Origin of the sequence: Salmonella sp. SSDFZ54, assembly GCF_004010735.1 — a bacterium.
Taxonomy (GTDB): Bacteria; Pseudomonadota; Gammaproteobacteria; order Enterobacterales; family Enterobacteriaceae; genus Salmonella; species Salmonella enterica.
This window is the reverse complement of the sequence record NZ_CP034819.1, coordinates 2,074,998-2,088,561: the sequence shown is the minus strand read 5'-3', so window position 1 is coordinate 2,088,561 and position 13,564 is coordinate 2,074,998. Positions and strand designations below refer to the sequence as shown.

Below are 13,564 nucleotides of genomic sequence, written 5' to 3'. Positions count from 1 at the left end.
AGCGTGATCACATCGGCATTTCTTTAATCATTTATTTGCATTTTATTAACACAAAATACACACTTCGCTTCATCTGGTACGACCAGATCACCTTGTGGATTCAGGAGACTGACATGCTTTATAAAGGCGACACCCTGTACCTCGACTGGCTGGAAGATGGCATCGCCGAACTGGTGTTCGATGCTCCAGGCTCGGTCAATAAACTCGACACCGCAACCGTCGCCAGCCTCGGCCAGGCGCTTGAGGTGCTGGAAAAGCAACACGATTTAAAAGGGCTGCTGCTGCGCTCGAATAAAGCGGCCTTTATTGTCGGCGCGGACATCACCGAATTTCTTTCACTGTTCCTCGTCCCCGAAGAGCAGTTAAGCCAATGGCTGCATTTCGCTAATAGCGTCTTTAACCGTCTGGAAGATTTACCCGTACCGACCCTTGCCGCCGTAAACGGCTATGCGCTGGGCGGCGGGTGCGAATGCGTGCTGGCCACCGATTACCGTCTGGCGACGCCAGACCTCCGTATCGGTCTGCCGGAAACTAAACTGGGCATCATGCCGGGTTTCGGCGGCTCCGTTCGTCTGCCGCGTATGCTGGGCGCAGACAGCGCGCTGGAGATCATCGCGGCAGGTAAAGATGTCGGTGCTGAGCACGCGCTGAAAATCGGCCTTGTGGACGGCGTGGTCAAACAAGAGAAGCTAATTGAAGGCGCGATAGCGGTGTTACGCCAGGCCATTACCGACGATCTCGACTGGAGAGCTAAACGCCAGCCGAAACTGGAACCGTTGAAACTCAGCAAAATTGAAGCGGCGATGAGCTTTACCATCGCTAAAGGCATGGTCGCACAAACGGCGGGTAAACATTATCCGGCGCCGATGACCGCAGTGAAAACCATTGAAGCCGCCGCGCGTTTTGGTCGTGAAGAAGCGCTGAATCTGGAAAATAAAAGCTTTGTTCCGCTGGCGCATACCAATGAGGCTCGTGCGCTGGTCGGTATCTTCCTCAACGATCAATATGTAAAAGGTAAAGCCAAAAAGCTGACCAAAGATATTGAGACGCCGAAACAGGCAGCCGTACTGGGCGCGGGCATTATGGGCGGCGGTATCGCTTACCAGTCGGCCTGGAAAGGCGTACCGGTCATCATGAAAGATATCAACGATAAATCGTTGAACCTCGGCATGACCGAAGCGGCCAAGCTGCTGAACAAACAGCTGGAGCGCGGCAAGATCGGCGGTTTGAAGCTGGCGGGCATCATTTCGACCATCCACCCGACTCTCGATTATGCCGGTTTCGATCGCGTAGATGTTGTTGTCGAAGCGGTAGTCGAAAATCCGAAAGTCAAAAAAGCGGTACTGGCGGAAACCGAGCAGAAAGTGCGCCCGGAAACCGTGCTGGCCTCAAATACCTCCACCATCCCAATTGGCGAACTGGCAAGCGCCCTGGAACGTCCGGAAAACTTTTGCGGAATGCACTTCTTCAACCCGGTACACCGGATGCCGCTGGTTGAAATCATTCGCGGCGAGAAGAGTTCAGACGAAACCATTGCCAAAGTCGTCGCCTGGGCCAGCAAAATGGGCAAGACACCGATTGTAGTCAACGACTGCCCCGGCTTCTTTGTTAACCGCGTGCTGTTCCCCTATTTCGCCGGTTTCAGTCAACTGCTGCGCGACGGCGCGGATTTCCGCAAAGTCGATAAAGTGATGGAAAAACAGTTCGGCTGGCCGATGGGCCCGGCCTATCTGCTCGACGTGGTGGGTATTGATACCGCCCACCACGCGCAGGCGGTAATGGCGGCAGGCTTCCCGCAACGGATGCAGAAAGAGTATCGCGACGCGATCGACGCATTGTTTGACGCCAGCCGTTTTGGGCAAAAAAACGGTCTGGGCTTCTGGCGCTATAAAGAAGACAGCAAGGGTAAGCCGAAGAAAGAAGAAGATGCCGCGGTGGATGACCTGCTGGCAAGCGTCAGTCAGCCGAAACGCGACTTCAGCGACGACGAGATAATCGCCCGTATGATGATCCCGATGATTAACGAAGTGGTTCGCTGTCTGGAAGAAGGCATTATCGCAAGCCCGGCGGAAGCCGATATGGCGCTGGTCTACGGCCTGGGCTTCCCTCCGTTCCACGGCGGCGCATTCCGCTGGCTGGATACACAGGGCAGCGCGAAATATCTTGATATGGCGCAGCAGTATCAACACCTCGGCCCGCTGTATGAAGTGCCGGAAGGGCTGCGTAATAAAGCGCGCCATAACGAACCGTATTATCCCCCGGTTGAACCAGCCCGTCCGGTTGGTTCTCTGAAAACGGCTTAAGGAGTCACAATGGAACAGGTTGTCATTGTCGATGCTATTCGCACCCCGATGGGCCGTTCGAAGGGCGGCGCGTTTCGCAACGTGCGGGCAGAAGATCTCTCCGCCCACTTAATGCGTAGCCTGCTGGCGCGTAATCCGTCGCTTACAGCGGCGACCCTCGATGATATTTACTGGGGCTGCGTACAACAAACGCTGGAGCAAGGCTTCAACATTGCCCGTAACGCCGCGCTGCTGGCAGAAATTCCCCATTCGGTACCGGCGGTCACCGTCAACCGTCTGTGTGGTTCCTCGATGCAGGCGTTACACGATGCAGCGCGAATGATCATGACCGGCGATGCGCAGGTTTGTCTGGTTGGCGGCGTGGAGCATATGGGGCACGTGCCGATGAGCCACGGCGTGGATTTTCACCCGGGTCTGAGTCGCAACGTCGCCAAAGCGGCAGGGATGATGGGGCTAACGGCGGAAATGCTCTCCCGCCTGCACGGCATTAGCCGGGAAATGCAGGACCAGTTCGCCGCGCGTTCTCACGCTCGCGCCTGGGCCGCCACGCAGTCTGGCGCATTCAAAACGGAGATTATCCCGACTGGCGGTCATGATGCAGACGGCGTGTTGAAGCAGTTTAACTACGATGAAGTGATCCGCCCGGAAACCACGGTCGAAGCGCTATCAACGCTGCGTCCGGCATTTGATCCGGTTAGTGGCACGGTCACGGCGGGCACCTCATCCGCGCTTTCCGATGGCGCAGCCGCCATGCTGGTAATGAGCGAAAGTCGTGCCCGTGAGCTGGGCCTGAAACCTCGCGCCCGTATTCGCTCAATGGCAGTGGTGGGTTGTGATCCGTCAATTATGGGTTACGGGCCGGTTCCGGCGTCAAAACTGGCGTTGAAAAAAGCGGGACTGTCAGCCAGCGATATCGATGTGTTTGAGATGAACGAAGCGTTTGCCGCACAGATCCTGCCATGCATTAAGGATCTGGGATTGATGGAGCAGATAGACGAGAAGATCAACCTCAACGGCGGCGCGATCGCGCTTGGTCATCCGCTCGGCTGCTCCGGAGCACGTATCAGCACCACGCTTATCAACCTGATGGAGCGCAAAGACGCGCAGTTTGGTCTGGCGACGATGTGTATTGGTCTGGGTCAGGGCATCGCCACGGTGTTTGAGCGGGTTTAATCAAAGATAATATCCCCTAAATAACTCGCATTGCAGCGCAGCGGCAACTGAGCGAATCCCCGGGCACATAGATAACTATGTGCCCGGGGTGAGCAAAGGCAGCCAACAAAGAGGCTGCGCGAATTATGACGGGAAACAGTTTAGTTGCCGTTTTTCCCGCCCGTCAGGGGCGGGTTTTTTCACCGTATGGCCCGTTCTACTCAGTAAGCGCTTTGGTCAGGCTAAATGGCATAGCCTGATATCCACGCGCACCATGTATTTGCATTTCGACCGCAGGCTCTTTTTCTCCCCATTTGAACTCTTCCAGATACGGATTAGGCAAGCTGGTAAATGCGCCTACCGACAAATCAAACGCACCACCTGCTGTTGCGGAATACACGAACACAGAATTCTTGTCAGTCTGGTACTCGGTGATAGAGGTTACCGGGCTAAACCACTCGTTCCCGCGCTCTTTACCGTATTGCCAGATCTGTTGGACTGTCTTGTTTTTCTGGTCGATTTTGTAAATCACGGAGCGGCTGTATTTCATACTCTGCATAGCAGGCTGTTCTAAGCCGCGGCCATCGCCATTGTCGAAAGCGGAAAGGTATAAGATATCGCCTTTACTCTTACTATCAATTTTAAAGGCCGTATGTTGCGTCCATGTCTAGTCGAAGTCACCCTCGCAGCCACTGTCCTGGCAGGCGATTTTTTGGCCTTTGCTATCCACAGGCGTCAGAATTGCGGCATTAAATGGCGCTTTCCAGCCAGCAGGCGTACCCAGTATCCACTTCACTTTCTTATCGCGGCCGATTTTGATAATCGCACTCTGGTGGCGGGAGCTGATGATGATGGAATCATCTTCACTGTCATAGTCGACGCTGTTGACATGCGCCCAGTTGCGGCCAGCCCCACTACCCACGATATCCCCGAATTTGTCGGAGGAGTCCAGCGCCGCCAGATCTTCTTCGCTCAACGTATGACCGGACTGGCTGGCGTCGATATTCAGGCACACAGCGCCCTGATCGAGGGTTTTCATTATCACATCACGATAAGGATCGAGGATATCAAACAGACGCCATTCATCCACTACCACGCCGTTCTGATCAACTTCGGCAATCACATCACGCACGGTACGAACATTTTTCCCATCAGGACGTTTATAGTTAGAGCTGGCTACACGCAGGAAGTAGTGACCGTTGGCCGCGTTATCCATTGAGTGTGAAAAATCGTTATAATTATCCGGCAGACGGCGGTTAAAGATTTCACGCCCCATGATATCGTATTTCACATAACGCTGACCGTAGCCCCACGATAGTGCGCCATCCTGGTTTTGTTTAAAGCCCATCATAACGCCAGCACGATAAATTGACTTTAAATCATAAATTGAACTTGGATTCATAAACCAACGAATATCACCGGAGGTGTCGATAATAGCGTTAGCTGTAGTGAAGTTCCATTCTAATGCACCCCCAGTAGGGTTGTTCCAGACAGTACGCGTTCCATTCCCAGACTTATCTTTCGTATTATTCAAAAGATACAAGCGATCTTTAAATTCTGGGGAAACCTTTTTAACATCGATAGTAAAGAGTGCTGATTGTTCTTCTTTTGTACCCGATGATTCAATATAGGCAGGCGGTGCATACATTTTATAGCTTTCTTTTATATTTTCGGTTTTACTACCCTGGATCCTTGTATATTCAACTTCAACGGTATTGACATAATCTGGGTAAAGACCAAAGACGGGGATACCGCCATACGTTAAAAGGTATTTATTATTAACTTTATACGCGATCTCCTGGCCATTTTCTTTGGGGACAATCCGTACATGCACGTCACGTAACTGGTAACCGCCATTACGAATAACGGCGGTTAGCGGCGCGATATCATAGGGGTTCATAACAACTTCGCCAATTTTTCCCTGGACCTGATAGTCCACTTTAGCGCCGCTGGCGCCGCCGATGGCGAAAGCAGTAGAAGGTACTGATGACAAAATTGCAACAGATAATGCGAGAGAAGTTAAAGCATATTTAAATTTCATAACACTCTCCATCTTATAAATAAATAACTAACTTTCCATTTTATGTTTCTTTTATAAAAATAAATGAAGCATATATAATTAACTATTTTTATTGATAGCCTCAGGACATAATATTACTTAATTTATTACACGCAATACAAAGCCTGTAGATATTCAATATCATAAGGTTTTATAGTTGACGATTAATTAATATTTAAGAGGACTTTTAGGTAGGCTAACGTAAAAAGGGACGCTACTGCGTCCCATAAAATAGTTAAATAAATGCGAACGCATCGCCAAACAGACGATCTTCCCGCGCGTTACGCTCATGACAGAACAGATCGCGGGCGATTTTCGCCATCTCAAAACGTCCGGCAATATAAATATCGTGCCCCGCCAGCGTACCATAATCCTGCAATACCGCCGTAAGTACCGTTCCTGTACGTCCACGCCAGCCTTCTTCCGGCTGCTCGACAACAGGTTCAATACGCAAATTCGGATGGTTAACAGAGAGTGCTTCCAGCTCAGAGAGATCATAGAGGTGCTTTTCTTCGCGACCACCCCAGTAAATGGTAACATCGCGGTTCGGGTTGCGCGCTAACGCCGTCAACAGGATGGAGCGCACATAAGAAAAGCCCGTACCGCCCGCGATCAGAATCAACGGACGCTCTTCATCGTCACGTAGCCAGGCGTCGCCATGCGGAATATCGACGACGATTTCCCGGTCTTTCAGAATCCGATCCATGACCGCCATCGCATACAGATTGAGCTCGGAGGCGCCAATGTGTAATTCAATAAACCCTTTCTCGTCCGGCGTTGAGGCCATCGAAAACGGGCGTTTGTCACGCTCGTCCATTACGACCATCAAATACTGACCAGCGCGGAATGAAAACGCCGCGTCCGGCACTAAACGAACCCGATATACGGTATCGGTGATAGCTTCTACCGAGGTCACTTTACAGCTTAAGGTTGTCATGCGCTCCCTCTGTCGGGTGTCGGGTCAATACCGACATTTTTCAAGCCGAGTCGCCACAGCCTGAAATGTCGATGTCCGCTTTCAGTTATTTAAAGATAGCCAGCTCATCCCAAATCGCATCAATACGCGCGGTAACTTCAGGATCTTTAACAATAGGACGACCCCACTCGCGTTGGGTTTCGCCCGGCCATTTGTTTGTGGCATCCAGCCCCATTTTTGAACCCAGCCCGGAGACCGGCGAGGCAAAATCCAGGTAGTCAATCGGCGTATTTTCAACCAGCACCGTATCCCGCGCAGGGTCCATACGGGTGGTAATCGCCCAGATCACATCATTCCAGTCGCGTGCGTTAACGTCATCATCGCAAACGATAACAAATTTCGTATACATAAACTGGCGCAAAAACGACCAGACGCCCATCATGACGCGTTTCGCATGACCAGCGTACTGCTTTTTCATCGTCACTACCGCCAGGCGGTAAGAACACCCTTCCGGCGGCAGATAAAAGTCGACGATTTCCGGAAACTGTTTTTGCAGAATAGGCACGAAGACTTCATTGAGCGCCACCCCTAATACCGCAGGCTCATCGGGCGGACGCCCGGTATAGGTGGAGTGATAGATGGCATCCTCACGCTGCGTAATATGCGTGACGGTAAAGACCGGAAAGTTATCCACTTCATTATAATAGCCCGTATGATCGCCATACGGTCCTTCCGGCGCCATCTCTCCCGGCTCAATGTAACCTTCAAGGATAATCTCGGCGCTGGCAGGCACTTCCAGATCGTTAGAAAGGCATTTAACCACTTCAGTTTTCGTGCCGCGCAGCAGGCCCGCAAAGGCATACTCCGACAGAGTATCGGGAACAGGAGTCACGGCGCCAAGTATCGTCGCCGGATCGGCGCCCAATGCGACGGAGACCGGGAAACGTTCACCCGGACGCGCGGCTAACCACTCCTGAAAATCCAGCGCGCCGCCTCGGTGAGACAGCCAGCGCATAATCAGCTTATTTTTACCTATCAACTGCTGACGATAAATGCCCAGGTTTTGCCGTTCTTTGTGCGGGCCACGCGTTACCGTCAGTCCCCAGGTAATCAGCGGCGCGGCGTCGTCCGGCCAACAGGTCATGACAGGAAGACGCGTTAAATCGACATCATCGCCAGACGCGATTTTCTGCTGGCAAGGCGCGCCGCGTAACCGTTTCGTCGGCATATTCAGCACTTGCTTAAACTGCGGCAGCTTGTCAAACAGATCGCGAAAGCCTTTCGGCGGCTCAGGTTCTTTCAGAAACGCTAATAATTTACCCACTTCCCGTAATGCGGAAACATCATCCTGCCCCATGCCCATCGCCACGCGTTTTGGCGTGCCAAAAAGGTTGCACAGCACCGGCATGGCGTAACCTTTAGGATTTTCAAACAGCAACGCCGGTCCACCCGCACGCAGCGTGCGGTCAGCGATTTCCGTGATTTCCAGATGAGGATCCACAGGTAGCGTGATGCGTTTTAGTTCCCCCTGCTGCTCAAGTAGCGTCAGGAAGTCGCGTAAATCGTGATATTTCATGGCGTCCATTGTAGCCTCTTGGTAAGCGCATCATTATACGGCGTTCATCATCGGGATGCTGTATTTTTGTTAAATTAGCGTGAACTCTGGCAACCAACGCTAATCCAGATACGGCTTAAAGGATGAAGTGTATAATTAACTTCGCGCATGGCTTTTGCTATGCTTGCGCCCCGAACAAGCGGATAAGAGTCATTATGCAATCCTGGTATTTACTGTACTGCAAACGCGGGCAACTTCAGCGTGCTCAGGAACACCTCGAAAGACAAGCGGTAAGTTGCCTGACACCGATGATCACCCTGGAAAAAATGGTACGCGGAAAACGTACCTCCGTCAGCGAACCGCTCTTTCCTAATTATCTGTTCGTTGAATTTGATCCGGAAGTGATACATACCACTACAATCAACGCCACGCGCGGCGTCAGCCATTTTGTGCGCTTTGGCGCGCATCCTGCGATCGTGCCTTCCAGCGTTATTCATCAGCTTTCTATCTACAAGCCCGAAGGCGTTGTCGATCCTGAAACCCCCTATCCCGGCGATAGCGTCATCATCACGGAAGGCGCATTTGAAGGGCTGAAAGCGATTTTTACCGAACCGGATGGCGAAACGCGTTCGATGTTACTGCTTAATTTACTCAATAAAGAAGTGAAGCAGAGCGTAAAAAACACCGGTTTTCGCAAGATTTAGCGATCGTTCAGAATACAACCTCAAATAAGGTTCTGGCGTTGGCATCTGTCATCGCCGCTAACCATTGCGGATCTTCACCACGCCATAGCGCTATGCGCTCCAGGATGTGAGGCAGATACGCGGGCTCGTTGCGTCGTGACGTTGGTTTCGGCGTAAGATCGCGGGGCAACAGATACGGCGCGTCGGTTTCTATCAGTAGCTTTTCCGCTGGAATAAACGGTAAGAGTTCACGTAGCTCAAGCCCGCGTCGTTCGTCGCAAACCCACCCGGTAATACCGATATAGAGCCCTCTGTCCACACAGGCCTGCATTTGCTGGCGTGAACCGGTAAAGCAGTGCAGTATTGCACCAGGAAGACTATCCAGCCAGGGATCAAGCAATGCCAGAAATCGCTCATGCGCGTCCCGGCAGTGCATAAAGATTGGCATCTGCAATTCGGCGGCAATTTGTAGCTGCGCCTGAAAGGCACGCTCCTGCTCCTGCGGCGTGGAAAAATTGCGATTGAAATCCAGCCCGCACTCACCGATAGCGACGACTTCCGGCTGGTTCGCCAGCGCAATAATGGCGTCTTCAGACGCGGGTGACCACTGACTGCTGTCATGGGGATGGACGCCAGCCGTCGACCAACAATGGGGGTAGCGCCGCGCCAGTTTTAACGCCTGCTGACTTTCATGGATGTTCGTTCCGGTCAGTAGCATACCTTTTACTCCCGCCGCAAACGCACGGGCGACCACATCATCACGATCTTTTGCAAACTGGCTACTGGTTAAATTAACGCCAATATCAAACATGCTTGCCCCCATATGACAACCGCCCTGGCGGGCGGTTGTGTTTAGTCTTCAGTGTGCTCGGCCTTTTCGGTTTCGGCCTCGTTATCTTCGTCGCGCGTCCGTCGCTTACCGACATAAAAGCGTGAGCAGAAAACGCCAATTTCAAACAGGCAGTACATCGGTATCGCCAGCAACGTTTGCGAGAAAACATCTGGCGGCGTAAGCAGCATTCCCACAATGAATGCCCCGACCAGGATATAAGGCCGTTTTTTACGCAAATCTTCTGGCGTGGTGATGCCCATCCAGCACAGCAACACAATCGCCACCGGCACTTCAAAGGCTACGCCAAAGGCCATAAAAAGCGCCATGACAAAGCTAAGATAGCTGGCGATATCTGTCGAAACCTGTACCCCTTCCGGCGCCGTATGTGTCAGAAAACCAAAGGCCAAAGGGAATACGACAAAATAGGCGAAGGCCATACCAATGTAGAAAAGCAGCGAGCTGGATACCAGCAACGGTACGACCAGACGACGCTCATGCTTATACAGCGCCGGGGCGATAAAGGCCCAAACCTGGTACAAAATGACAGGCGCGGATAAGATCAAAGACACCATGAAGGTGAGTTTGATAGGCGTAAAAAACGGCGACGCCACATCCGTCGCAATCATTGTCGCCCCTTGCGGCATCTGTTTAATCAGCGGTGCGGCGACTAAATGATAAATATCATTGGCGAAATAAATTAACGCCAGAAAAATCAGAAGCACTGCGACGATGCAGTTTAGCAGGCGCTTACGCAACTCGATCAGATGCGTGATAAGCGGTTGAGTATCTTCTACAGCCATGTTTACGGTTTATCACTCGACGAGGGGGAAGATTCGACAACAGGCGCAGCGGATTTCTTCTCGGCGTCTATCGTGGCTACGGAAGCGGTTTCCGTCGACTCAGGCACGTTAGCTTTAACGGGCTCCGGCTTTTGTTCCGGCGCGCTCGCCTGTGTTTCAGCGGCGGCAGGGGTGACGCCCTCATGCTGCGTTTCGTTCCCTTTTACCACCGGATTATGGATGGTATGCGCTTCATCGCTCGCTTGTTCGGGATCGTTAGCGCTGTAGGTGCGTTTCATCGACTCCGCGGCCTGACGCAGTTCATCCATAGATGCTTTCAGTTCGGGTGTCAGATTTTCCAGGCTCGCCTTTTCGACTTTTTTCAGACTGTCCTGGAACTCCTGAAGTTTCAGTTCCTGAGTCAGTTCATTCTGAACCGTTGTCGCAAGGGACCGCAACGCGCGAATCCAGCCCGCTACCGTTTTTACCGCTACTGGCAATCGTTGCGGCCCCAACACAATGAGGCCGATAACGAACACTAACAGCAGTTCGCTAAAACCGATATCAAACACGGATTATACCTGCTCTTTATCTTGGCTTTTAGCGTCTTCCTTTTTCGCTTCGCCTTGCTTATCCGCGATAGATTTAGCGGTAAAATCAGCGTCCTGACTGGTTTTATCCTGTTTGGCATCATCATCGCTCATGGCCTTTTTAAAGCCTTTGATAGACGCGCCAAGATCGGAACCGATGGAACCGAGTTTTTTGGTGCCGAACAGCAGTACGACGATAACGGCAACAATCAACAACTGCCAAATACTGATACCACCCATACATGTTCCTCTGTGATAGATGATGAATTAATAGGGCCGCATTATACACATTATCCTTCGCGCTGCCTCTTTGTTAGCCGCTTTCGCCCGCCCTATTCACATACTTTTACATACGACCGGGACGACATTGACTTGCGGCCTGAGTACTGCCTCGAGTGATAATATGTACCTGCGTGACACAACCGGCGTTGAGCGATAAAAAATCTCAACGAGTTTTACGCCAGCCAACCAGCCAGACCACTACGCCGCCGACCATGAGCCAGCCAGGCATCAATCCCCATTCAGGGCGGTTGACGAGTAAGAATGACCCGCTCAGTAACAGCGTTGCGCCAATTCCCAATAAATAACGAGACTGACTTTGGCGCACATGGTTTACCTGTAACTCGCGCGCAATCTTATCAACACTGTGCTGTAAATATTTGCCCTGGCGCAAACTGTCGTACACCAGTTCAGGTATTTCTGGCATTTTTTCGACCCAGAACGGCGCTTTTTCTTTAAGAGCCCGCGTGAGAGCCGGAATACCCACCTGATCTTTGATCCAGGACTCAAGAAACGGCTTCGCCGTTTTCCACAAATCAAGCTGAGGATAAAGTTGCCGCCCAACCCCTTCAACATACAATAATGTTTTCTGCAACAACACCAGTTGCGGCTGGACTTCCATGTTAAATCGACGCGCTGTATTGAAAAGGTTTAACAACACATGACCAAACGAGATTTCCGCGAGCGGCTTTTCAAAGATAGGTTCACAGACGGTGCGGATGGCAAACTCAAAATCTTCAACGTTGGTATCTGGCGGAACCCAGCCTGAATCGACATGCAGCTCCGCCACCTTTCGGTAATCGCGATTAAAAAACGCGATAAAGTTTTCAGCCAGATAACGCTTATCTTCTTTGTTTAGCGACCCAACGATACCGCAGTCAATGCCGATATATTGCGGATTTTCAGGGTGTTCATGGCTGACAAAAATATTTCCCGGATGCATGTCCGCATGGAAAAAGCTGTCGCGGAAAACCTGGGTGAAGAAAACTTTAACCCCGCGTTCCGCCAGCAGTTTCATGTTGGTGCCGTTCTTTTCCAGCGCCGCCACATCCGAAACCGGAATGCCGTATATCCGCTCCATCACCATCATGTTCTGGCTACAGTAATCGGAGTACACCTCCGGGATATACAGCATGGGACTATTTTCAAAATTGCGGCGTAACTGAATCGCGTTGGCCGATTCCCGTAGCAGATTCAGCTCATCGATCAGCGTTTTCTCATACTCACGCACCACTTCCGTCGGGCGCAGACGACGCCCATCCGGCAACAGGCGTGGTACCCAGCGAGCAAGGCGATAAATCAGTTTCAGGTCTGCCTGAATTACCGGCAAAATATCCGGGCGAATGACCTTAATAACCACTTCTTTACCGTTTGATTTCAATCGCGCGGTATGTACCTGGGCGATTGACGCCGACGCTAAAGGCTGGATATCAAAGTCGTCAAACCAGGCTTCGACTGGTAGCCCCCCCATCGCCTCTTCAATCTGGGCTTTCGCCAGCCGACCATCGAATGGCGCGACTTTATCCTGGAGCAAAGCGAGCTGATCGGCGATTTGCGGCGGGAACAGGTCACGGCGCGTGGAGAGCATCTGACCAAATTTGATCCAGACCGGTCCCAGCTCTTGCAACGCCAGTCTTAATCGTTCACCCAGCAATTTATCTTTATGCCGGTTTGGCATCCAGAACAGCGAATAGCGCCATAATCGGAGTGGCAGTGTAAGACGCATTCGGGGGATGAGTTCATCAAGGCCGTAGCTTAGAAACGTGCGGATGATGAAATATAGGCGCCGTACTTCACCTGGCGTCATTTGGCCTCCAGTTTTTCCAGCCGTGTGGTCAGAGAATCTACGGCGCGCTCAACAGCCGCGGTTTCTTCGGCAAACCATGCGACTTCCAGCGGGCCAGGCGCCATACGCCACTCTTCAGTGATCGCTTCAGCGGCATAACGCTGCTGGCGTTGAAACCCGTGGCGCAGGAATTTAGCCCCGCCACGCACGACCTTACCGATACTTTCCGCCGCAATATCACCCGTGTATGGCGCCAACAGCTCCGCAGGATCGAATTCGGCGAGATCGGCGAGCGCCACAAAATTTTGCACGACCTGAATATCGCCCTGCACTTCCAGTTCGCCGCTGCGAATAAGCGCGGCCAACTGCTGACGATCGCGTAGTTTTGGCAAAACGCTAGCTTGAGTGATTACCGTACAGTCCGCTTCGCCTTCCCATGCCCCCAGCACATCAACCTGGCGTTCACTGAATACCAGGACTAATGGCATCGAAAATCCCTTTAGTTTCACACACAGTACTTTTCCCTGTAAGCGCGTTCTGGCTGATTTCAGCGCTGGCGAACGATACAGAAACGTATTGAGGAGACCTTCAATTCCTGCGGTCACTAAGGGTTTAAAAGGCATTCCACCC

At 52.0% G+C, this 13,564-nt stretch carries 11 protein-coding genes and 1 pseudogene; 3 read left to right on the top strand and 9 right to left on the bottom strand.

The annotated features are described in order from the left end of the window. The first annotated feature begins 113 nt into the window (after positions 1-113). Positions 114-2,303 carry a fatty acid oxidation complex subunit alpha FadB gene (gene fadB / locus EOS97_RS10435; protein WP_127836143.1) on the top strand — a complete coding sequence of 730 codons (2,190 nt, stop codon included), beginning with the start codon at positions 114-116 and terminating at the stop codon, positions 2,301-2,303. 9 nt (positions 2,304-2,312) lie between these two features. Further along, positions 2,313-3,476, top strand: coding sequence for an acetyl-CoA C-acyltransferase FadA (gene fadA / locus EOS97_RS10430; RefSeq protein ID WP_000438778.1), 1,164 nt, complete (start codon positions 2,313-2,315; stop codon positions 3,474-3,476). A 196-nt stretch (positions 3,477-3,672) separates the two neighbouring features. Here the strand turns inward: fadA and EOS97_RS10425 are convergent. The 3 genes and pseudogenes from EOS97_RS10425 to ubiD form a co-directional block, all read right to left on the bottom strand. Next, positions 3,673-5,496: pseudogene (locus EOS97_RS10425) on the bottom strand (aryl-sulfate sulfotransferase). Positions 5,497-5,749: 253 nt separating this feature from the next. Beyond that, a complete protein-coding gene (gene fre, locus EOS97_RS10420) occupies positions 5,750-6,451 on the bottom strand; it encodes an NAD(P)H-flavin reductase (protein WP_000209832.1) in 702 nt (233 codons plus the stop codon). Positions 6,452-6,536: 85 nt separating this feature from the next. Further along, the gene (gene ubiD / locus EOS97_RS10415) at positions 6,537-8,015 is read right to left on the bottom strand and encodes a 4-hydroxy-3-polyprenylbenzoate decarboxylase (RefSeq protein WP_000339760.1); all 1,479 of its coding nucleotides are present in this window, start codon (positions 8,013-8,015) and stop codon (positions 6,537-6,539) included. 185 nt (positions 8,016-8,200) lie between these two features. Here ubiD and rfaH point away from each other — a divergent pair, with 185 nt between their 5' ends. Then, positions 8,201-8,689: a transcription/translation regulatory transformer protein RfaH gene (gene rfaH, locus EOS97_RS10410; protein ID WP_001192410.1), complete on the top strand. Its 489-nt coding sequence runs from the start codon at positions 8,201-8,203 to the stop codon at positions 8,687-8,689. 7 nt (positions 8,690-8,696) lie between these two features. On the opposite strand, the gene tatD is transcribed toward rfaH, so the two are convergent. The 6 genes from tatD to ubiJ all read right to left on the bottom strand — a co-directional run bounded on the left by tatD (position 8,697) and on the right by ubiJ (position 13,557). After that, positions 8,697-9,479, bottom strand: coding sequence for a 3'-5' ssDNA/RNA exonuclease TatD (gene tatD / locus EOS97_RS10405; protein WP_000459637.1), 783 nt, complete (start codon positions 9,477-9,479; stop codon positions 8,697-8,699). A gap of 41 nt (positions 9,480-9,520) precedes the next feature. Next, positions 9,521-10,300, bottom strand: coding sequence for a Sec-independent protein translocase subunit TatC (gene tatC / locus EOS97_RS10400; RefSeq protein ID WP_000257554.1), 780 nt, complete (start codon positions 10,298-10,300; stop codon positions 9,521-9,523). Positions 10,301-10,302: 2 nt separating this feature from the next. After that, complete coding sequence (gene tatB / locus EOS97_RS10395) at positions 10,303-10,851, bottom strand: Sec-independent protein translocase protein TatB (protein ID WP_000459612.1); 549 nt, start codon at positions 10,849-10,851, stop codon at positions 10,303-10,305. A gap of 3 nt (positions 10,852-10,854) precedes the next feature. Further along, positions 10,855-11,109: a Sec-independent protein translocase subunit TatA gene (tatA, locus tag EOS97_RS10390; protein WP_000508972.1), complete on the bottom strand. Its 255-nt coding sequence runs from the start codon at positions 11,107-11,109 to the stop codon at positions 10,855-10,857. A 205-nt stretch (positions 11,110-11,314) separates the two neighbouring features. Continuing rightward, a complete protein-coding gene (gene ubiB / locus EOS97_RS10385; RefSeq protein ID WP_000187559.1) occupies positions 11,315-12,955 on the bottom strand; it encodes a ubiquinone biosynthesis regulatory protein kinase UbiB in 1,641 nt (546 codons plus the stop codon). Further along, complete coding sequence (ubiJ, locus tag EOS97_RS10380) at positions 12,952-13,557, bottom strand: ubiquinone biosynthesis protein UbiJ (protein ID WP_001116085.1); 606 nt, start codon at positions 13,555-13,557, stop codon at positions 12,952-12,954. Before ubiJ ends, ubiB begins: the two co-directional genes overlap by 4 nt. Positions 13,558-13,564 lie beyond the last annotated feature (7 nt).